The 18,215-nt window shown below is 67.6% G+C and carries 23 protein-coding genes; 13 read left to right on the forward strand and 10 right to left on the reverse strand.

Annotation, left to right across the window (positions count from 1 at the left end; translation table 11 throughout):
- Nucleotides 1-4: 4 nt before the first annotated feature.
- The 4 genes from IFT54_RS11290 to IFT54_RS11305 all read right to left on the reverse strand — a co-directional run bounded on the left by IFT54_RS11290 (nucleotide 5) and on the right by IFT54_RS11305 (nucleotide 2,562).
- Nucleotides 5-931: a nucleotidyltransferase domain-containing protein gene (locus IFT54_RS11290; RefSeq protein WP_244648895.1), complete on the reverse strand. Its 927-nt coding sequence runs from the start codon at nucleotides 929-931 to the stop codon at nucleotides 5-7.
- 71 nt (nucleotides 932-1,002) lie between these two features.
- The gene (locus tag IFT54_RS11295) at nucleotides 1,003-1,863 is read right to left on the reverse strand and encodes an HprK-related kinase A (protein ID WP_192070693.1); all 861 of its coding nucleotides are present in this window, start codon (nucleotides 1,861-1,863) and stop codon (nucleotides 1,003-1,005) included.
- Entirely contained in the window at nucleotides 1,860-2,147 is a 288-nt protein-coding gene (locus IFT54_RS11300; RefSeq protein ID WP_342354812.1) for an HPr-rel-A system PqqD family peptide chaperone, read from the reverse strand. The genes IFT54_RS11295 and IFT54_RS11300 overlap by 4 nt, the downstream gene beginning before the upstream one ends.
- A gap of 4 nt (nucleotides 2,148-2,151) precedes the next feature.
- Complete coding sequence (locus IFT54_RS11305; RefSeq protein ID WP_031441639.1) at nucleotides 2,152-2,562, reverse strand: hypothetical protein; 411 nt, start codon at nucleotides 2,560-2,562, stop codon at nucleotides 2,152-2,154.
- Between the two features lie 142 nt (nucleotides 2,563-2,704).
- Here IFT54_RS11305 and IFT54_RS11310 point away from each other — a divergent pair, with 142 nt between their 5' ends.
- The 9 genes from IFT54_RS11310 to IFT54_RS11350 all read left to right on the forward strand — a co-directional run bounded on the left by IFT54_RS11310 (nucleotide 2,705) and on the right by IFT54_RS11350 (nucleotide 11,494).
- Entirely contained in the window at nucleotides 2,705-3,937 is a 1,233-nt protein-coding gene (locus tag IFT54_RS11310) for an ATP-binding protein (RefSeq protein ID WP_056406039.1), read from the forward strand.
- A gap of 61 nt (nucleotides 3,938-3,998) precedes the next feature.
- Entirely contained in the window at nucleotides 3,999-5,066 is a 1,068-nt protein-coding gene (locus tag IFT54_RS11315; RefSeq protein ID WP_342354813.1) for a substrate-binding domain-containing protein, read from the forward strand.
- 49 nt (nucleotides 5,067-5,115) lie between these two features.
- Nucleotides 5,116-6,492 carry a phosphate ABC transporter permease subunit PstC gene (gene pstC, locus IFT54_RS11320; RefSeq protein ID WP_031395857.1) on the forward strand — a complete coding sequence of 459 codons (1,377 nt, stop codon included), beginning with the start codon at nucleotides 5,116-5,118 and terminating at the stop codon, nucleotides 6,490-6,492.
- A gap of 88 nt (nucleotides 6,493-6,580) precedes the next feature.
- Nucleotides 6,581-7,795 (forward strand): phosphate ABC transporter permease PstA, encoded by a 1,215-nt coding sequence (gene pstA / locus IFT54_RS11325; RefSeq protein ID WP_192070812.1) that lies wholly within the window; start codon nucleotides 6,581-6,583, stop codon nucleotides 7,793-7,795.
- On the forward strand, nucleotides 7,795-8,556 hold the full coding sequence (gene pstB, locus IFT54_RS11330) for a phosphate ABC transporter ATP-binding protein PstB (protein WP_192070811.1): 762 nt from the start codon (nucleotides 7,795-7,797) through the stop codon (nucleotides 8,554-8,556). Before pstA ends, pstB begins: the two co-directional genes overlap by 1 nt.
- A gap of 14 nt (nucleotides 8,557-8,570) precedes the next feature.
- Entirely contained in the window at nucleotides 8,571-9,254 is a 684-nt protein-coding gene (gene phoU, locus IFT54_RS11335; protein WP_031395854.1) for a phosphate signaling complex protein PhoU, read from the forward strand.
- 5 nt (nucleotides 9,255-9,259) lie between these two features.
- On the forward strand, nucleotides 9,260-9,952 hold the full coding sequence (gene phoB / locus IFT54_RS11340; RefSeq protein ID WP_031395853.1) for a phosphate regulon transcriptional regulator PhoB: 693 nt from the start codon (nucleotides 9,260-9,262) through the stop codon (nucleotides 9,950-9,952).
- Nucleotides 9,953-10,108: 156 nt separating this feature from the next.
- Nucleotides 10,109-10,477, forward strand: a complete 369-nt coding sequence (locus IFT54_RS11345) for a hypothetical protein (protein ID WP_192070694.1) — start codon at nucleotides 10,109-10,111, stop codon at nucleotides 10,475-10,477.
- A gap of 102 nt (nucleotides 10,478-10,579) precedes the next feature.
- Nucleotides 10,580-11,494 carry an SDR family NAD(P)-dependent oxidoreductase gene (locus IFT54_RS11350; protein ID WP_192070695.1) on the forward strand — a complete coding sequence of 305 codons (915 nt, stop codon included), beginning with the start codon at nucleotides 10,580-10,582 and terminating at the stop codon, nucleotides 11,492-11,494.
- Between the two features lie 17 nt (nucleotides 11,495-11,511).
- Here IFT54_RS11350 and IFT54_RS11355 read toward each other — a convergent pair whose 3' ends face one another.
- Entirely contained in the window at nucleotides 11,512-11,856 is a 345-nt protein-coding gene (locus IFT54_RS11355) for a DUF2794 domain-containing protein (protein ID WP_031395850.1), read from the reverse strand.
- A 9-nt stretch (nucleotides 11,857-11,865) separates the two neighbouring features.
- Nucleotides 11,866-12,597: a serine O-acetyltransferase EpsC gene (epsC, locus tag IFT54_RS11360; RefSeq protein ID WP_192070696.1), complete on the reverse strand. Its 732-nt coding sequence runs from the start codon at nucleotides 12,595-12,597 to the stop codon at nucleotides 11,866-11,868.
- Nucleotides 12,598-12,747: 150 nt separating this feature from the next.
- Between epsC and IFT54_RS11365 the strand changes: the two genes are divergently transcribed.
- The 3 genes from IFT54_RS11365 to IFT54_RS11375 all read left to right on the forward strand — a co-directional run bounded on the left by IFT54_RS11365 (nucleotide 12,748) and on the right by IFT54_RS11375 (nucleotide 15,214).
- Nucleotides 12,748-13,665, forward strand: a complete 918-nt coding sequence (locus IFT54_RS11365; protein ID WP_031395848.1) for a LysR substrate-binding domain-containing protein — start codon at nucleotides 12,748-12,750, stop codon at nucleotides 13,663-13,665.
- 86 nt (nucleotides 13,666-13,751) lie between these two features.
- Nucleotides 13,752-14,399, forward strand: coding sequence for a fasciclin domain-containing protein (locus IFT54_RS11370; protein WP_192070697.1), 648 nt, complete (start codon nucleotides 13,752-13,754; stop codon nucleotides 14,397-14,399).
- Between the two features lie 146 nt (nucleotides 14,400-14,545).
- Complete coding sequence (locus IFT54_RS11375; protein ID WP_192070698.1) at nucleotides 14,546-15,214, forward strand: fasciclin domain-containing protein; 669 nt, start codon at nucleotides 14,546-14,548, stop codon at nucleotides 15,212-15,214.
- Between the two features lie 6 nt (nucleotides 15,215-15,220).
- Here the strand turns inward: IFT54_RS11375 and IFT54_RS11380 are convergent, their stop codons facing one another.
- Genes IFT54_RS11380 through pgsA form a run of 3 tightly spaced genes read right to left on the reverse strand, consistent with a single transcriptional unit; the run spans nucleotide 15,221 to nucleotide 16,480 of the window.
- Nucleotides 15,221-15,670: a molybdenum cofactor biosynthesis protein MoaE gene (locus IFT54_RS11380; protein WP_192070699.1), complete on the reverse strand. Its 450-nt coding sequence runs from the start codon at nucleotides 15,668-15,670 to the stop codon at nucleotides 15,221-15,223.
- Nucleotides 15,667-15,924: a molybdopterin converting factor subunit 1 gene (moaD, locus tag IFT54_RS11385; protein WP_031395844.1), complete on the reverse strand. Its 258-nt coding sequence runs from the start codon at nucleotides 15,922-15,924 to the stop codon at nucleotides 15,667-15,669. Before moaD ends, IFT54_RS11380 begins: the two co-directional genes overlap by 4 nt.
- Before the next feature lie 4 nt (nucleotides 15,925-15,928).
- Nucleotides 15,929-16,480 (reverse strand): CDP-diacylglycerol--glycerol-3-phosphate 3-phosphatidyltransferase, encoded by a 552-nt coding sequence (pgsA, locus tag IFT54_RS11390; RefSeq protein ID WP_031395843.1) that lies wholly within the window; start codon nucleotides 16,478-16,480, stop codon nucleotides 15,929-15,931.
- Nucleotides 16,481-16,703: 223 nt separating this feature from the next.
- Between pgsA and IFT54_RS11395 the strand changes: the two genes are divergently transcribed.
- Entirely contained in the window at nucleotides 16,704-18,035 is a 1,332-nt protein-coding gene (locus IFT54_RS11395) for an MFS transporter (RefSeq protein WP_052148897.1), read from the forward strand.
- Here IFT54_RS11395 and IFT54_RS11400 read toward each other — a convergent pair.
- Nucleotides 18,025-18,192, reverse strand: coding sequence for a hypothetical protein (locus IFT54_RS11400; RefSeq protein WP_168427553.1), 168 nt, complete (start codon nucleotides 18,190-18,192; stop codon nucleotides 18,025-18,027). The genes IFT54_RS11395 and IFT54_RS11400 overlap by 11 nt on opposite strands.
- Between the last annotated feature and the right edge of the window lie 23 nt (nucleotides 18,193-18,215).

Genomic DNA, 18,215 nt, shown 5'->3' on the forward strand with positions numbered 1-18,215 from the left:
GCGCTCAGGCCTTGCGCCACTTCGTCCACAGATGGCGCGCGAGCATCGCCGGCGGCATCCGCAGCGCGTGCGACCGGACGTAGAAGGCCAGCCGCGTGACCGGGCGGGTCGGCCGCCCCCAGCCGTCGCGCGCGGTCAGCCGCCGCACATAGAGCCGGTCGCTGGCCGCCAGCCGGCCCCCGGCGAAAACGCTGTCGACGAGGCGCAGCGCGCGCGCGACGGGGAGGCGCAAACCATGCCGCGCCGCCTCCTCTGCAAGCCCCTCGGTGCCGAATTCCTCGACCAGACAGCGAATGTCCCACAGGTTGCGCAGGCCGCCCGCCAGGTCGCCGTCCGCGAACAGATGCGCGGCGGCATGGACGATCATGCCGTTGGGCGACAGCGTGCGCAGGCCGTTGCCGAGCGGGACGCTCTCCGCGATCAGCCGCGCGGGATCGGGCGTGACCCGCGCGGTGAGCGGCAGGATCGTGTGATGGACGTCGATCATCCGGTCGCGCTCGCGGTGGATCAGCGGCGGCAGCTCGTGCATCCAGCGCCGGTAATAGGCGTCGTCATACGGATCGGGCTTCACCCATTCCCACCCCGCGCCGAGCACCGCCGCCTCGACCCGGTCGAGCGCCGCCCGCGGCACGAGAATGTCGAGATCGCCGATCGACCGGCCCTGCCCCGCGAGCAGTCCCGCCGCGGCATAGGCCGTCCCCTTGAGGAGCACGACCGGGCAGCCGAGCGGCGCAAGCGCACGCCGCGCCATCTCCGCCTCCCACAGCGCCGCGCGGCGGCCCTGTTCCGCGGCGTCGCGTGCATCGCCGAGGATCGCCTCGACCGCGCGCGGCAGCGGCAGGCCGTCGAGGCGCAGCGCCAGCGTCCCGATCAGCTGTTCGGCGCGGGCGATCGTCAGCAGCGCGGTCCAGCCTTCCGCGTCGAGCGCCATGACGCGTCCCGGATCGGCGAGCGCACCGGCAAGCAGGCGTGCGTCCGCCGCCACGGTACGCGGGAGGTTTGTCACAGCGCCGCGCATAACGCCTCGACCTGCGCGACCCCGCTGGCGCCGTCGGGATAGTCGATTGCGACTGCGGGGATCTGCGCGATCAGGCGGGTCATCGCTGTGAACCCCGGCTCGCCGAGCGCGACATAATTGGTCGAGGCCTGCGTCATCCGCACGAACGCCTCGGCAGGCGGCACCGGCCGGACCGCCGCCGCATCGCCGTAGCGGGGAAACAGCAGCAAGGCGGGGGTCGCCGGCTGATCCATCGCGGCGATCGCGCGTGCGTCGGGGACCATGTGGCGGATATCGCCCTTCGGAGTCGCCGCCATCAGCGGCCCCATCCGCGCGTCTGGCCAGGCCGCCTCGGCCGCCGGGATCGCCGCATTCTTCAGGCTGATCAGTCGCGGAAAGGCGTGAAGTAGCCCGGTCGCGGGGTCGAGCAACGCGAATTCGTCACCCATGAACCGCCAGCCCCGCGCCGCGAGCAAAGTTGCCAGTGTCGATTTACCCGCACCCGATACCCCGGTCATCAGCACCGCGCGGCCATCGCGTTCGACCGCTGAGGCATGGAGCAACAGGTGGCGGCGTGCGCCGAGCGCCATCTGGAGGTTCATCGCCATTTCGGCGGCGAGCAGCCCGTGCCGCAGCGGAAGCGGCGCGGCCTCTGGCAGCATGTAATCGCCGCCGATCTCGACCGACGGGCGGAGCAACCGCCGCCAGGGTCGCCGCGCGAAGAGGCGGACAGTGTAATCCGCCACCCCGGCCTGCGGCGCGGGATAGTCGCTGTAGAGGCTGCGCAGCTGATCGATCGGCGCGCGCCAGTCCGATCCGATCCGGAATCCGATCGGACCGATCCGTAGCGCGAAGGCGTGTCTCACGACGTTGCGACAAGCCCGGCGGCGACCAGCTCGTCGAGCCGCGCCGCCAGCGCCGAAGCTGTGGCGTCGGCGAGATCATAGTCACCCGCCAGCCGGTCGAGCAGCGCACCCAGTGACAGCCCTGCCTCGCCGAGGATCACCAGGATCTGCGGCGCGGGTTCGGTCAGCAGGTGAGTCATGCCCGAGCGACGGTGATAGACCGCGGTAAACGCGTCGAGCGGGGCGAGCACCAGCGCGCCCGGCGGGTCGGCGCGGTAGATCGGCCCCGGTGCGGAGTCGTCCACGGCCTCAGCCGCGCGGCATCTGCAACGAGGCGAAGCAGGTGAAGCCGCCCTGGCCGCGCTGCAACCGGCGGATATAGTTCACATAGGCGCGGCTGCGTTCGGAATCGGTGCCGGGCAGCTGGCCGCCGCTGTTGAGCACGCGCCGGACCTCCTCGCCCTTGAACGGCCGGCTGGCGCCCGCAAACGCGCCCTTGGTCCCCGATGGCACGATCTTGCCCTGCGCATCGATGAAGCTGCCTGCGCGGCCCGCATCGGGCACCGGAATGTCGCAATTGAGCACCGATCCCGCGGTTTGCGCCAGCGCCGGACGGATCGACACGACCGCAGCGGCACCGACCGCGCCGAGCGTCAGGACGCGGCGCCGCGACGGCGTCGTCTCGATCGGATCGGTGTCGGGGCGCGTGTCGTCGCTCATCGGGTCTCCGCTAGCATCATGCCCTTTCACAATCATGAACCTCGCGCAAGCAACCGGGCTTTGCAGGGGGCGATGGGGCCGGCGCTGTGCCGCTGCGGGACGGGCTGGCGCGCGGGGCAGCGAATGGCCTAGACACGCGCGCATGTTGACCGGATTTGGACTGCGCACCTTTTGGGCGATCATTGTGGCCGGCGGTGCCGCAATCGCGGTATTCGCGATCGGCACGTCGATCCAGGCGGGGCTGGTCGCGCTGGTCGGCGGGATCGCCGCCGCACTGGTCGCCGCCGGGACCGGGGACGAGCCGCCCGCCGCCGCCGATCCCGCGCCGGTCAATCCGGCGATCCTCGACGAGACGCTCGACCTGATCGTTGAGCCCGTGCTGCTGGTCCGCGACGGCCGCGTTGTGCTCGCCAACCGCGCCGCGCGTGCGCTGCTCGGCGAACACATCATCGGCGACGATGCGCGCGTGGCGATCCGCCACCCCGCCGCGGCCGAAGCGCTGTCGTCCCCCGCCGCGCTGGGCGAGACTCCGCCGATCGAGCTGGTCGGCCTTGGCACCCGCGACCAGCGCTGGGAAATGCGCGTCGGCGAATTGTCCGACGGCCAGCGCATCGTCCATCTGATTGACCAGACCGGCAATTATGCCGCCGAACGGATGCGCGTCGATTTCGTCGCCAATGCGAGCCACGAACTGCGCACGCCGCTCGCCTCGATCCTCGGCTTCATCGAGACGCTGAGCGAGGAAGCGGGCGAGGATCCGGCGATCCGCGCGCGCTTCCTCAAGGTGATGGACGACGAGGCCAAGCGGATGCTGCGGCTGATCGAGGATCTAATCTCGCTCAGCCGGATCGAGGCGGAGAAATACCGCGTCCCCGACACGCCGATCGACCTGGCCATTCTGGTCGGCGACGTGCGGGCCGAACTGGCCGACGGCGCGGGCAACCGCGGCCTCGATCTGGTCGCGACGATCGAGCCCGCCGTCCCCCCGGTGTCGGGCGACCGCGTGCAGCTGTCGCAGATGCTGCACAATCTGGTCGGCAACGCGATGAAATATGGCCGCGCGGGGACGCCGGTGACGATCACCCTGGCGCGCGACGTGACCGGCATGGTCCGGCTGGCGGTGCGCGACGAGGGCGACGGCATCGCCGCGGTGCACATCCCGCGGCTGACCGAACGGTTCTACCGCGCCGATGCCGGGCGCAGCCGGTCGCTCGGCGGCACCGGACTGGGGCTGGCGATCGTCAAGCATATCGTCGAGCGGCATCGGGGACGCCTCGACATCGCGAGCCAGGTCGGGGTCGGCACGACGGTCGCGGTGATCCTGCCGCCGGCCGGTGCCGGCCCCGCCAATTCGTCGCGTGTCATCAAACGGTAACGCGATTGTCACACAGGATCCGGTCTAGCCGCGCTATCGGGCAGGCATGACGGGAATTGACGTGCAGCGTTTCGGGGCGATTTCAGGACTGGCGGTCACGGCACTGGCGGGCGCGACGCTGATCGGCGGATGCGTCGATCAGGCGAATGGCGGCGGCGCAGGCTCGCGCGATCAGATCACCGCGGTCGGATCGTCGACGGTCTATCCGTTCACGACGATGATCGCCGAACAGCTGGTCGCCAACGATCCCGATGCCAAGGCACCGGTGATCGAATCGACCGGCACTGGCGCGGGGATGAAGCTGTTCTGCGCAGGCATCGGCGCCGGCCATCCCGATATCGAGGATGCGTCGCGGCGGATGAAGGCGAGCGAGTATAAGGACTGCGCGGCCAACGGCGCCGGCCAGATCCTGGAAATCCAGGTTGGGATCGACGGCATCGCCTTTGCCGAGGCAAAGAACGGCCCGAAGATGCAGCTTACCCCGACCGACCTGTATAAGGCGCTAGCCGCCAGTCCCGGTGGCCGGCCCAACACCGCGCGCGTATGGCGCGACGTGAACCCCGCGCTGCCGCCGGTGCCGATCCAGGTCTATGGCCCGCCCGCGACCAGCGGCACGCGCGACGCGCTCGCCGAGCTGATCCTGACCAAGGGCTGCGAGGCCAGCGACCCCAGCGCCAAGCCGCTCGCCAAGTCCGATCCCGATGCGCACAAGGCGCTGTGCACCCGCGTCCGCGAGGACGGAATGTATGTCGATGCGGGTGAGAACGACAATCTGATCGTCCAGAAGCTCCAGTCCAACCCCAATGCGATCGGCGTGTTCGGCTACAGCTATCTCGAAGAGAACAAGAACGACGTGAACGGCGTCGCGATTTCCGGCGTCGAGCCGACCTATGCGACGATCGCCGACAATCGTTATCCGGGGTCACGCCCGCTCTACATCTATGTGAAGAAGGCGCATCTGAGCGCGATCCCGGGCCTGCGGACGTTCCTGAAGCTCTATGCCGCCAACTGGGGCGCGACCGGACCGCTGGTGAAGCGCGGCCTGATCGCCGCACCGCCCGCGGTCCAGGCCCGGTCGGCGGCGATCATCGCCAACGAGACGATCCTCGACCCGGCGGTGCTGTCGTGATGCACTACTGGAACACGATCCCCGCCCTGAAACCGGCGGAGACGGCCTGATGTCGGCGCTCGCCCTCTTCTTCCTCGTTCTCGGGCTCGGGCTGATCGCATGGCTGAGCGCACGGATGCGCGCCGCTCGGTTCCGGGTCGGCAACACCGCGCGGTTCAGCTCGCTGCCTGCGCATCACGGCTGGTATGTCGCGCTGTGGACCGCGATCCCGCCGCTGCTGTTCCTGGTCGGCTGGTCGATGGTCGCACCCGCGCTCGTCACCGACACCGTGCTGGCCAGCCCCGCCGCGGTGCAGCTGCCCCCGCCCGGCTTCGACCGGGCCTCGATCCTGTCCGAGGCGCGCAGCCTGGCGGAGGGACGAAGCTTCGGCGCGTTCCACGAGCTCGCGCGCGTCCTGTCGCCGGTCTATGCAGCCGCGCAGTCGCGCTACGACTGGATCGCGACCGCGCTCGCGCTGTTACTCACCTTTGCCGGCGGTGCGTTCGCGTTCCTGCGCGTGCGGCCGGGCTTCGGCGCGCGCACGCGGGTCGAGCGGATCGTGATGATCCTGCTGCTCGGCGCGTCGCTGATCGCGATCCTGACCACGGTCGGCATCGTCGCCTCGCTACTCTACGAATCCGCGCGCTTCTTCTCGATCGTGCCGATCACCGACTTCCTGTTCGGCACGCACTGGAGCCCGCAGGTCGTCGACGCGCGCGATCCGGGCGCGTCGCTCGGCGCGGTGCCACTGTTCTGGGGGACGTTCTTCATCGGCGCGGTGATCGCGATGATCGTCGCGATCCCGTTCGGGCTGATGAGCGCGATCTACCTCACGCAATATGCCGCCCCGACCACGCGCAAATGGATGAAGCCGATCCTCGAGGTGCTCGCGGGCGTGCCGACCGTCGTCTATGGCTATTTCGCCGCGCTGACGGTGGCGCCGGCGGTGCGCGATTTCGCGGTGTGGATCGGGATCAGCTGGGCCTCGTCGGAGAGCGCGCTCGCCGCCGGGCTCGTGATGGGGATCATGATCATCCCGTTCGTGTCGTCGATGGCCGATGATTCGATCGCCGCGGTCCCCTCGTCGATGCGCGACGGCAGCCTTGCGATGGGTGCGACCTCGTCCGAGACGATCCGCCGCGTGCTGCTCCCCGCCGCACTGCCCGGCGTGGTCGGCGGTGTCCTCCTCGCGGTCAGCCGCGCGATCGGCGAGACGATGATCGTCGTGATGGCGGCGAGCGGTGTCGCGACGCTGACGCTCAACCCGTTCGCCAGCACGACGACCGTCACAAAGCAGATCGTCGATCTGCTGACCGGCGAGGCCGAGTTCGACAGCGCCAAGACGCTCGCCGCCTTCGCGCTGGGGCTGACGCTGTTCGTCGTCACCCTGCTCCTCAACATCGTCGCGCTGACGGTCGTGAAACGGTACCGCGAAGCCTATGAATAGCGTCACCCCCTTCATCGGTACGCCAGACGCTACGGCCTCGGCGAAGCCCGCCACGGCGCGCGTGCCGACCGACTGGACCACCAAGGCGATGCAAAGCCGCATCCGCCGCCGCTATGCTGCCGAGCGCCGCTTCCGCCTCGCCGGGCTGGCCGCGGTCTGGCTCTCCGCGGGCTTCCTCGCCTTCCTGCTGTCGTCGATGCTGTGGCAGGGCGCGAGCGGGTTCGTCGAGACGCGCGTCGCGCTGCCGATCGATTTCGCCGCCGCCGCACTGCCGATCGAACCCGCGCGGCTGACAAGCCGCGGCGCCGATCTCGCGCTCGCCAGCGCCGGTCTCGAGGGTGTGGTCGACAGCGCGGCGACGCGCGCGTTCGGCAAGGACGGCGAAGGCCTGTTGTCGGACGGCGCCTGGGTGACCGTGCGCGATGCGCTCAAGGCGGATCCTGGGCTGCTTTCACGCAAGACGGTGATCGCGGTGCCCGTCGCCAGCCCGGTCGACATGGCCGCCAAGGGTGACGGCCCGCCCGAGGCGGAGGCGGTCGTCGCCCGGCTCAAGGCGCGCGGCGTGCTGACGCGCGGGCTGAGCATGACGTTCCTGACCACCGCCGATTCGACCGACGCGACGCGGGTCGGCATCTGGGGGGCGTTCAAGGGCTCGCTGCTGACGATGATCGTCACGCTGCTGCTCGCCTTCCCGATCGGTGTCTTGTCCGCGCTGTATCTCGAGGAATATGCCCCGAAGAACCGCTGGACCGACCTGATCGAGGTGTCGATCAACAACCTTGCCGCGGTGCCCTCGATCATCTTCGGGCTGCTCGGGCTTGCGGTGTTTCTCGGCACCTTCGGCATGCCGCGATCGGCGCCGCTGGTCGGCGGGCTGACGCTCGCGCTGATGACGATGCCGGTGATCGTGATCGCCGGGCGCAATGCGATCAAGGCGGTGCCGCCATCGATCCGCGACGCCGCGCTCGGGATCGGCGCGTCGCCGGTGCAGGTCGTGTTCCACCATGTCCTGCCGCTCGCGCTGCCCGGCATCCTGACCGGCACGATCATCGGCATGGCACGTGCGCTTGGCGAGACCGCACCGCTGCTGATGATCGGCATGCGCGCGTTCATCGCCGCGCCGCCATCGGGACTGCGTGACCCCGCGACCGTGCTGCCGGTGCAGATCTTCCTGTGGTCCGACCAGGTCAGCCGTGGCTTCATCGAGAAGACCTCGGCCGCGATCATCGTCCTGCTCGTCTTCCTGCTCGCGATGAACGGCGTCGCGATCTACCTCCGCAACAAATTCGAGACCCGCTGGTGATGACCAACCACAAGATGACCGCGCGCGACGTCAGCGTCTATTATGGGCAGAAGCGCGCGATCGACAATGTGTCGATCGACGTCGACATGGACAATGTCACCGCGTTCATCGGTCCGTCGGGCTGCGGCAAGTCGACCTTCCTGCGCACGCTCAACCGCATGAACGACACCGTCGCCAGCGCGCGGGTCGAGGGGAAGATCGAGCTCGACGGCCACGACATCTATTCCCCCGACATGGACGTGGTCCAGCTGCGCGCACGCGTCGGCATGGTGTTCCAGAAGCCGAACCCCTTCCCCAAGTCGATCTTTGAGAACGTCGCCTACGGCCCGCGCATCCACGGGCTCGCGGGCGCCAAGAGCGACCTGGACCAGATTGTCGAGAAGTCGCTGCGGCGTGCGGGTCTCTGGGACGAGGTGAAGGATCGCCTGACCGACAGCGGTACCGCGTTGTCGGGCGGGCAGCAGCAGCGGCTGTGCATCGCGCGCGCGATCGCGGTCGATCCCGAGGTGATCCTGATGGACGAGCCGTGCAGCGCGCTCGACCCGATCGCGACTGCCAAGATCGAGGAGCTGATCCACGAGCTGCGCGGCCGCTATGCGATCGTGATCGTCACGCACAACATGCAGCAGGCGGCGCGCGTCAGCCAGCGCACCGCCTTCTTCCACCTCGGCACCTTGGTCGAATATGGCGACACCTCCGCCATCTTCACCAACCCGCGCGAGGAACGCACCAAGGATTACATCACCGGCCGCTACGGCTGATGGGGACGGGATCGATGAACACGCATACCGTAAAGGTCTTCGACGACGAGATCGGCCGCCTCCGGGGCCTCATCTCGCAGATGGGTGGCCTCGCCGAGGACGCGATCGCCAATGCGATGAAGGCGCTGCAGCGTAACGACGTCGCGCTCGCGCGCGAGGTCCGCGCGGCGGACAAGCAGATCGACGCGATCGAGGCGGAGGTCGAGCGGCTGGCGGTGCAGATCATCGCACTGCGCGCACCGATGGCGATCGACCTGCGTGAGGTCGTCGCCGCGCTGAAGATCGCGGGCGTCGTCGAGCGGATCGGCGATTATGCCAAGAACATCGCCAAGCGCGTGCCGATGATCGAAAGCGAGCACCGGATCGACCCGATCTCGATCCTGCCCGCCATGGGCCGGATGGCGAGCGAGATGGTCCATGACGTGCTCGACGCCTTTGCCGCACGCGATTTCGAGGCGGCGATGCTCGTCGTCGAAAGCGACGCCGCGCTCGACGATTTCTACGACAGCATCTTTCGCACGCTGGTGACCTACATGGTCGAAAATCCCAAGACGATCAGCCAGGTCGCGCACCTGCTGTTCGTCGCGAAGAATCTCGAACGGATCGGCGACCACGCGACCAACGTCGCCGAGATGGTCTATTTTGCCGCGACCGGCACCCAGATGGCCGACCGCGATCGCGGCGGCATACAGGAGTAATCGACATGGCCCGTGCAAGGATGCTGCTGGTCGAGGACGACGCGGCGCTCGCCGAACTGCTGGTCTGGCATTTCAAGCGTGAGGATTTCGAGATCGCGCACACCCCCGATGGCGAAGAGGCGCTGCTCCTCGCGCGTGAGAAGGTGCCCGATATCGTCCTGCTCGACTGGATGGTCGAAGGCCTGTCTGGGATCGAGGTGTGTCGCCGCCTGCGTCGCGCGCCCGAGACCCAGAACGTGCCGATCATCATGCTGACCGCACGTGGGGAAGAGGAAGACCGTGTCCGCGGGCTTGAGACCGGCGCCGATGATTACGTCACCAAGCCCTTCTCGCCGCGCGAGCTGGTCGCGCGCGTCGGCGCCGTGCTGCGCCGCGTCCGCCCCGCGCTTGCCGGCGAGGCACTGAGCTATGCCGACATCGAAATGGACACCGTCGGCCACAAGGTCCGCCGCTCGGGCGAGGTCGTCGCCCTCGGGCCAACCGAGTTCCGGCTGCTCAAGCATTTCCTCGAACATCCCGGCTGGGTCTTCTCGCGCGAACGGCTGCTCGATGCGGTGTGGGGCCATGATTCGGACATCGAATCGCGCACCGTCGACGTGCATATCCGGCGGCTGCGGAAAGCGATCAACACCGGCGAACGTCCCGATATCATCCGCACGGTGCGCTCGGCTGGCTATTCGCTTGATACTGGCGGGTGAAAGTCGGGGTGCTGCAAGCGGTCGCCGACCGCGTCATTAGTGCAGGACCAAGACAAGCCGGTTAGAATCGGACGCGAAACGAAGGACCCAAGCGGGTTTTAGTGCGTTCAACCGTGGCGCTAACGAATTTGCGCTCCAAGTATTCAGGAGATTCGCATGAAGTCCATTCTTCTCGCCGTTGCAGCGTTGCTCGCCTCGCCCGTGCTCGCGCAGACCGCGCCGCAGACGATGCCGCCAGCAGACCCGGCCGCCCAGACCGCGCCCGCTGATCCGGCAATGGCACCGCCAGCCGCAGATCCTGCCGCTCCCGCCGATCCGGCGATGGCAGCCGATCCTGCAGCCCCTGCCGATCCGGCAATGGCACCGCCGCCGCCCGCAGCGCCCCAGGCTCCGATGGCTGCACCCGGTGGTGCGAACATCGTCTTCGGTCAGCCGACGGTGACGCCGCCGACCCCCGCGCCTGCCGAGTATCCAATCTGCTCGCGCACCGTCAAGGATGGCTGCAAGAACCGCGGCGGTAAGTAAGCGATTACCATCGGTGCGGGCCGTGGCTAACGCCGCGGCTTGCGCCGACTGCTTTACGTTCTAGGAAAGGCGCTCCACGATAAGAAAGGGGCGCCTTTTTCCATGTTCGACAGCTTTGGATCCTTCGGTTTTGCTGGCCGCGTTGCGATCGTCACCGGCGCAGGCGGCGGGCTCGGCCGCGAATATGCGCTCGAGCTGGCCCGGCGCGGTGCGAAGGTTGTCGTCAACGATCTGGGCGCCTCGCGCGACGGTACGGGACAGTCTGACGCAGCGCTGAAGGTCGTCGAGGAGATCGAGGCCGCAGGCGGCGAGGCGATCGCCAATGGCGGCAGCGTCACCGACTATGACCAGATGGTCGAGATGGTGGCACGTGCATCCGAAAAATGGGGCGGCGTCCATATTCTCATCAACAATGCCGGCGTGCTGCGCGACAAGAGCTTCGCCAAGATGAACCCCGCCGATTTCAACTTCGTCGTCGACGTCCATCTGAACGGCTCGGCCAACGCGACCAAGGCGGTCTGGGACGGGATGCGCGCGCAGAATTACGGCCGCATCCTGATGACCGCGTCGTCGACCGGCCTGTACGGCAATTTCGGCCAGGCCAATTACGGCGCCGCCAAGCTCGGCCTTGCCGGCCTGACCAAGACGCTCGCGATCGAAGGGGCGAAGAACAACATCCGCGTCAACACGATCGCGCCGACCGCAGGCACGCGGATGACGCAGGACATCTTTCCCGAAGAGGCGTTCAAGGCCTTCTCCCCCGACAAGGTCGCGCCGGGCGCAGTCTTCCTGGTGTCTGAGGATGCCCCGACCAACATGATCCTCGGCGCCGGCGCTGGCGTGTTCCAGGCCGCCTATGTCACGTTGACACCGGGCGCGTTGCTGTCGGGCGACGATCTGTCGGTCGAAGGGGTGGCCGCCAACTGGGTGGCGATTACCGACCGCAACGGCGAGATCGTCCCGCAATCGGGCGCGGACCAGGCGATGACCATATTGGCGAAGCTCCAGCGCGGCTGACCACCGCGCCGGCGGGCTCAGCTTTCGACGAGCTTCATCAGCCGTCGCTCGACCGGGGCGAGGATCGGGCCGAGGTCATGGCCCCGCTTGATCACCGCCCCGCCTTCGCCGACCAGGGCCCACATGCCCTGGCGGTTGCGAAGCGCGGGGCGTTTTTCGATCCGGAATTCGGGCCGCTCGGCCGCGCGGCGGAAACAGGCGAACACCGCCGCTTCGCGGCCAAGATCGATCGCATAGTCCCGCCAATGTCCCGCCGCGACCATGCGTCCATAGAGGTCGAGAATCCGCATCAGTTCGAGCCGATCGAAGCCGATCTGGGTGGGGGCGGTATTGCGGGTCGGGAAGGGCGTGACGTTGTTCATCAGGACGGATCAGGCCCGATCGCGCAGATCCTGTTCGACCGGGGCGCGACGGAGCCCGTCGCGATCGGTCGACAGGTCCTGATCGGCGAGCAGAGAGTCCAGACGCTTGCGCATCATCTCCAGCTCACAGCGCATGATCTCCATCTTCTGCGTGGCCGGGTCGAAGGCCTCGGTGCACGGCGTGCCATAGGGCACGAAGCGCGGGGCCTCCGGTGCGGCGCCGCCCTCTACCGTCGTCGCGCGCGCCGGGATGCCGACGACGGTCGTGCCCTCGGGGACGTCGCGCGTCACGACCGCATTTGCGCCGACCCGCGAGCGGCGGCCGAGCGTGATCGGCCCCAGCACCTGCGCGCCCGATCCGATGATCGCACCGTCCGAGATGGTCGGGTGGCGCTTGCCCGCAACGCCATTGTCGGGACTCGTCCCGCCCAGCGTCACGCATTGATAGATCGTCACGTCGTCGCCGATCAGCGAGGTTTCGCCGATCACGACGAAGCCGTGGTCGATGAAGAAGTTGCGGCCGATCGTCGCGCCGGGATGGATGTCGATCGCGGTCAGGAAGCGCGACAAATGATTGACGCACCGCGCGAGGAAGAAATTCTGCCCGCTATACAGCCGGTGTGCAATGCGGTGCATCCCCAGCGCCCAGACGCCGGGGTAGAGCATGATCTCCGCGCGAGAATGCGGCGCCGGGTCACGCGCCCGGATCGAGTCGAGATAAGCCCCTAACCGGCTGAACATGCGCATTCCCCTTGGCGGTCTGCTCATTTAGGCGTTCACTGGGGCGATTTCCAGCGGGCGGGGGCAACGCCGCGGCGGACGCCCGCGCTGACGGTCTCATTATCGACCCGGCATGGACAAACGGGGGTGCACGATCGATATGGGCGATCAATGGCTGCAACCTATCTCCCCACGCTCAAGCAACTCCAATATCTCGTCGCGCTGAAGGATCATGGCCATTTTGGCCGTGCTGCCGAGGCCTGTTTCGTGACCCAGTCGACGCTGTCGGCAGGCCTGCGCGAGCTCGAGACGCTGATCGGCGTGGTGCTCGTCGAACGCACGCGCCGCGTCGTCCGCTTCACCCCGCTGGGGGACCGGATCGCGGACAAGGCGCGTCGCGTGCTGCGCGAGGCGGAGGAACTTGGCGACATGGCGCGCGCCGCCGGTCGGCCGCTGTCGGGCGACATGCGGATGAGCGTGATCCCGACGATCGCGCCGTTCATGCTCCCCCGCATCCTGCCGCGGCTGCGACGCGACTATCCCGACCTCAAGCTGTTCCTGCGCGAGGAGCCGAGCGGCGCGGCGTGCGAGGGGCTGCACAACGGCCGCACCGACTGTGTGCTGCTCGCCCTGCCCTATGCGTGCGGCGAGGTCGCGTTCGAGCCCCTGTTCGACGACCGGCTGTTCGTCGCCTTCCCGACCGAGGACGTGCCCGCAGACCGGACCTCGATCCCCGCCTCCGCCATTCCCGCCTCGGCGATCGACGAGACCCGGCTGTTGCTGCTCGAGGACGGGCATTGCCTGAAGGATCATGCGCTTGCCGCGTGCAACCGGCCGGAGATCCGTGCCGAGGCGACGATGATGGGCACGTCGCTGCACACGATCGTGCAGATGGTCGACAATGGCCTGGGCATCACGATGCTGCCTGAGATGGCGCTGAACGCCGGGATCCTCGAAAATACCGGGATCACCGCGCTGCCGCTCGATGCGGAGAACGCGTTTCGCCGGATCGCGCTGGTGTGGCGCAAGGCCTCGCCGCGCGAGAAGGACTTCCAGTTGCTCGCCAAGGCGCTTGCCGAGGCCCGCTGACCGGCCGCGCTGGCTCGCACTGCAACAATTTCCGGGCTCAACCGTAGTTGCGGTTCGCAAGCGCCCGTTTGAGGAGATAGATTTCGATGTCGAACATGCGCCCCCTGTATATTGGCCTGGGCACCACCGGTCTCGTCGCGCTCGCGCTCGCCGCGTGCAGCAGCGGCAACAGCGACCTCGGCACGCCGACCACGCCGCCCCCCGCCAACCCCGCACTGTCGACGCCCAACGGGCCGATCGCCGTCGCCAACCCGACCGTCGGCGGCGTGCCGATGATCGCGACGCGGACGATCGTCGACAATGCCTCCGCCGCACCCAATCTCGCAACGCTGGTCACCGCGCTGAAGGCTGCGGACCTGACCGCGACGCTGTCCGGGACCGGGCCGTTCACCGTTTTCGCACCGACCGACGCCGCGTTCGGCCGGCTCGCGCCCGGCATGGTCCAGACCTTGCTCAAGCCCGAGAACAAGGCATCGCTGGCGAAAGTGCTGACCTATCACGTCGTGCCCGGCGACATCACCGCTGCCGACCTGAAGGCACGTGTCGCGGCAGGTGGCGGCACTGCCGCACTGACGACGGTCGAAGGTGATGCAATCACGGTGACCCTCGTCGGAGATATCATTGCACTCACCGACGTCAACGGTAACAAAAGCTATATCGAGACCGCCGATGTGCGTCAGTCGAACGGCATTGTTCATGTCGTCAACGGGGTAATCGTACCCCGCCTGTCTTGAGCGAGGTGTGATAGCTTGCCAACACTTCATCGCGTCAACGGCGCACTTTGTCCTGTTGGCGCGTCCGTAACTTGGCAAACCGCCGCGTGACTCCATACGTTCTATCGCAGAATTTATTTCACGATTGTTTCAGCCAGGAGAAATCCATGATCACCAAGACCCCTCTCGTCCTTGCCGCAACGCTTTTCGCGGCTGCGCCGGCGATCGCGCAGACTGCGCCGAGCGGCACGACGCCCGTACAGACCGCGCCAACTGGCACGGCGCCCGCACAGGCCCCAATGCAGGCCCCTGCACAGGCCGGTACCGCCGCACCGATGGCCGGCGCACCTGCAGCACCCGCCGCGGCACAGCCTGCAGCGACCGCGACGATCGCGGCAGCGCTGCCGACGCTTCCAAACCGCGCGACGCTCGCCAAGCTGGTGACTGCAGCCGGCCTCGGCACGACGCTTGCGGGCCCCGGCCCTTTCACCGTTTTCGCACCGAGCGATGAGGCATTCACGCGGCTTCCCGCCGGCGCGCTCGACACGCTGATGAAGCCGGAGGCGAAGCCCACGCTGGCGACGATCCTGAAGTATCACGTCGTCGCAGGCGCCGTGACGTCGGATCAGCTGAAGGCGCAGATCACGTCGGGTGGCGGCAAGGCCGTCCTCACGACGCTGGCCGGCCAGCCGCTGACGGCATCGGTGGGTCCGAACGGCAATATCGAACTGACGGATGTTGCCGGCAGCAAGGCCTATGTCGACACGGCAGATGTCAAGGCGACCAACGGTGTCGTCCATCTCACCAATGGCATGAGCGTTCCCAAGATCGGCTAACGCCGTCTAGGAGGTCCAGCGCGCGGCGGCGTCCTTGTCGGCGTCGCGCGCTTCGACCCAGCTGGCCTGTGTGCCGCGGGTCTCGCGTTTCCAGAACGGCGCATCGGTCTTCAACCGATCGATCAGATAGGAACAGGCCTCGAGCGACGCCGCACGGTGTGCAGACGCCGCCGCCACGAAGACGATCCGTTCACCCGGATGCATCGGCCCGACCCGGTGGACGATCGTCACCGCACTCAGCCCCCAACGCTCGATGGCACCCGTCGCCACCTTGGTGAGCGCAGCCTCGGTCGCACCGGGATAATGTTCCAGTTCGAGCGTCTCGACGCCGTCATCAGCGCGCACGAGACCAGTGAACGTCGCCACCGCGCCCGCGCCGCGTTCGCCGGCAGTTTCGGCCTGCGTGATCTCTGCCAACAGGTCGATCGGCGCGGTCTGGACGATGATCCGGATCATCCGCCCGTCACCGGGGGGAAGAGTGCGATCTCGCGCGCGCCGGCGATCGGGGTATCGATGGGCACGAACGCCTGATCAAGGGCGGCGCGCAGCCGGGCGGGATCGGCAAAGGCGGCGGCATGGCCCGGGCTGGACAGCGCCAGCCAGTCGACCAGTTCGGCGATCGTGGTCACCGATGCGGGCGGATCGACACGTTCCTCGCCCGTCCCGATCCGTTCGCGGACCCACGCAAAATACACCATCGTCACCGTCATGCGCTCAATCCATATGCTTCAGGCCGACGCGCAGGTAATCCCAGCCCGTCACCAGCGTCAGGACCGCAGCCCCCCAGAGCGCGGCGAGCCCGACGCCGTGCACCCATGGCATGTCGGGCAGCGCACCGGCGAGGATCAGTCCGCCCAGCGCGACCAGCTGCAGCGTCGTCTTCCATTTCGCGAGCTGCGAGACGGGCACGGACACCTGCACCTGCGCCAGGAATTCGCGCAGGCCCGACACCGCGATCTCGCGGAGCAGGATGACGAGCGCGGCGATCACATGGACGCCCGCAATGTCGCGCGTGCCGACCAGGATCAGGATGACCGCCGCGACCATGATCTTGTCCGCGATCGGATCGAGGAAGATCCCGAGGCGCGACACCGCACCGTTCGACCGCGCGAGATAGCCGTCGAAATAATCGGTGATGCCCATCAGGCAGTAGAGCGCGAAGGCGATTCCGTAGCCGGCCGCCCAGCCGGGCCACCACAGAAAGCCGACGAGAAGGGGTACCGCGACAATGCGCGACAGCGTCAGAAGGTTGGGCAGGGTCCACACCCCGCCTTCCCTACTCCGGTCATGCCCTTGGCGAAACCGGGTTTTACCAATCGGTGCCGACTAATGTGCGGCAAGCGCGGACGCCGGACCGTGGCGCGGGGCCTCGTCCGGATCCCGTACGCGGACACCCGGCCGACGCGGACGGCGCTAAACCATTGGCCTACCGCCCCCGCTGGGCTAAGGCCGCGGCAGTCTTATTGCCACGATCAGGGCCTTTTCTCGCATGCGCAACGCACTCGGGTTGCTGAAGCAACGACGCTTCCTGCCCCTGTTCACGACACAGTTTCTGGGCGCCTTCAACGACAATCTGTTCAAGACGTCGATGGTGTTGTTCGCGACCTATGCGATCTTCAACGATCCGCGGATGGAGGCGAATTTCAACGCACTCGCCACCGGAATTGCGATCATCCCCTTCTTCCTGCTCTCGGCACTCGCCGGGCAGCTTGCGGACAGCCATGACAAGGCGCGGATCATCCGGCTCGTGAAGAGCGCGGAGATCGGCATCATGGCGCTCGGCGCGGCGGGGCTGATGGTGGCGCGCAGCGGCCATTCGACGATCGGCCTCGGGCTGATGCTCGGGGCGGTGCTGTGCCTGGGCGTGCATTCGACGTTCTTCGGGCCGATCAAATACGCGATCCTGCCGCAGCATCTGCCGCCCTGCGACGTGCTCGGCGGCACCGGGCTGGTCGAGGCCGGTACCTATCTGGCGATCCTGATGGGGACGATCACTGCCGGGTTCATGACCGATCATATCGAGCGCGCCGCGATCGCGGTTCTGGCGATCGCGGTGATCGGCTGGTTCGCGGGTCGCCAGGTGCCGCCGGCACCGCGCGAGGGCCCGCCGCTGGTGCTCAACTACAACCCGTTCACCGCGTCGTGGCGGCTGATCAGCGCGACGATGCACATCCCGCGGCTGTTCCTGGCGATCTGCGCGATCAGCTTCTTCTGGACGATCGGGGCGGTGCTGATCGTGATCTTCCCGCCGCTGGTCAAGAACGTGCTGACCGCGGACGAGCGGGTCGCGAGCTTCGTGATCGCGGTGTTCTCGATCGGCGTCGCGATCGGTTCGGTGGTGATCAACACGATGCTCAAGGGCCGGATCTCGGCGCGCTACGCACCCGCATCGGTGATCGCGATGGGCGTATTCGTCCTTATCTTCTCGGTCCTGGTACGGACCTGGACACCGGCGGCGCCGGGCCATTTCTACGACTGGGCCGGATTCCTCGCACAGCCGCGCGCCTGGCCGGTGCTCGGCACGCTGATGATGATCGCGATCACCGGCGGGATGTTCGTCGTGCCGCTATACGCGTTCCTGACGACGACGGTCGAAAAGGATCAGACCGCGCGGACGGTGGCCGCGAACAACGTCGTCAATTCGGGCGCGATGACGATCGGGTCGATTGCGGTCATCGGCATCACGATGGCGGGCGTGACGCCCGAAGACCTGCTGTTCCTGGTCGCCGGCATGTGCCTGGTATCCGCCTGGATCGCGCAGAAGCTGCACCGCGCCTGCGACGACGATGCCGAAACCTGCCTGCCCGTGATCAGAAAATGAAGCTGTAGAAACAGGTGAAGAAGGCCGCAAAGCTCAGGACGAACAGCTTGACGTCCTGATCGTCGCGCCCGCCCGGCGCGGCGATCACGGGCGGGGGCAGCGTCCGTCGAAACGGGTGGCGCGCGGCTTCGTTGGTCAGGACTAGGCGTCGGGTCATGGCGACCGGTTAACGCGGTGTTT

The organism is Sphingomonas sp. CFBP 13714 (assembly GCF_014842205.1).
Classification (GTDB): Bacteria; Pseudomonadota; Alphaproteobacteria; order Sphingomonadales; family Sphingomonadaceae; genus Sphingomonas; species Sphingomonas aerolata.

Excerpts from the sequence above, each read along its gene's own strand:
- IFT54_RS11290 (WP_244648895.1), bottom strand. The coding sequence starts at position 931 with ATGGCGCTCGACGCGGAAGGCTGGACCGCGCTGCTGACGATCGCCCGC.
- IFT54_RS11305 (WP_031441639.1), bottom strand. The coding sequence starts at position 2,562 with ATGAGCGACGACACGCGCCCCGACACCGATCCGATCGAGACGACGCCG.
- IFT54_RS11310 (WP_056406039.1), top strand. The coding sequence starts at position 2,705 with ATGTTGACCGGATTTGGACTGCGCACCTTTTGGGCGATCATTGTGGCC.
- pstC (WP_031395857.1), top strand. The coding sequence starts at position 5,116 with ATGTCGGCGCTCGCCCTCTTCTTCCTCGTTCTCGGGCTCGGGCTGATC.
- pstA (WP_192070812.1), top strand. The coding sequence starts at position 6,581 with ATGCAAAGCCGCATCCGCCGCCGCTATGCTGCCGAGCGCCGCTTCCGC.
- pstB (WP_192070811.1), top strand. The coding sequence starts at position 7,795 with ATGACCAACCACAAGATGACCGCGCGCGACGTCAGCGTCTATTATGGG.
- phoU (WP_031395854.1), top strand. The coding sequence starts at position 8,571 with ATGAACACGCATACCGTAAAGGTCTTCGACGACGAGATCGGCCGCCTC.
- phoB (WP_031395853.1), top strand. The coding sequence starts at position 9,260 with ATGGCCCGTGCAAGGATGCTGCTGGTCGAGGACGACGCGGCGCTCGCC.
- IFT54_RS11345 (WP_192070694.1), top strand. The coding sequence starts at position 10,109 with ATGAAGTCCATTCTTCTCGCCGTTGCAGCGTTGCTCGCCTCGCCCGTG.
- IFT54_RS11350 (WP_192070695.1), top strand. The coding sequence starts at position 10,580 with ATGTTCGACAGCTTTGGATCCTTCGGTTTTGCTGGCCGCGTTGCGATC.
- IFT54_RS11355 (WP_031395850.1), bottom strand. The coding sequence starts at position 11,856 with ATGAACAACGTCACGCCCTTCCCGACCCGCAATACCGCCCCCACCCAG.
- epsC (WP_192070696.1), bottom strand. The coding sequence starts at position 12,597 with ATGTTCAGCCGGTTAGGGGCTTATCTCGACTCGATCCGGGCGCGTGAC.
- IFT54_RS11365 (WP_031395848.1), top strand. The coding sequence starts at position 12,748 with ATGGCTGCAACCTATCTCCCCACGCTCAAGCAACTCCAATATCTCGTC.
- IFT54_RS11370 (WP_192070697.1), top strand. The coding sequence starts at position 13,752 with ATGTCGAACATGCGCCCCCTGTATATTGGCCTGGGCACCACCGGTCTC.
- IFT54_RS11375 (WP_192070698.1), top strand. The coding sequence starts at position 14,546 with ATGATCACCAAGACCCCTCTCGTCCTTGCCGCAACGCTTTTCGCGGCT.
- IFT54_RS11380 (WP_192070699.1), bottom strand. The coding sequence starts at position 15,670 with ATGATCCGGATCATCGTCCAGACCGCGCCGATCGACCTGTTGGCAGAG.
- moaD (WP_031395844.1), bottom strand. The coding sequence starts at position 15,924 with ATGACGGTGACGATGGTGTATTTTGCGTGGGTCCGCGAACGGATCGGG.
- IFT54_RS11395 (WP_052148897.1), top strand. The coding sequence starts at position 16,704 with ATGCGCAACGCACTCGGGTTGCTGAAGCAACGACGCTTCCTGCCCCTG.
- IFT54_RS11400 (WP_168427553.1), bottom strand. The coding sequence starts at position 18,192 with ATGACCCGACGCCTAGTCCTGACCAACGAAGCCGCGCGCCACCCGTTT.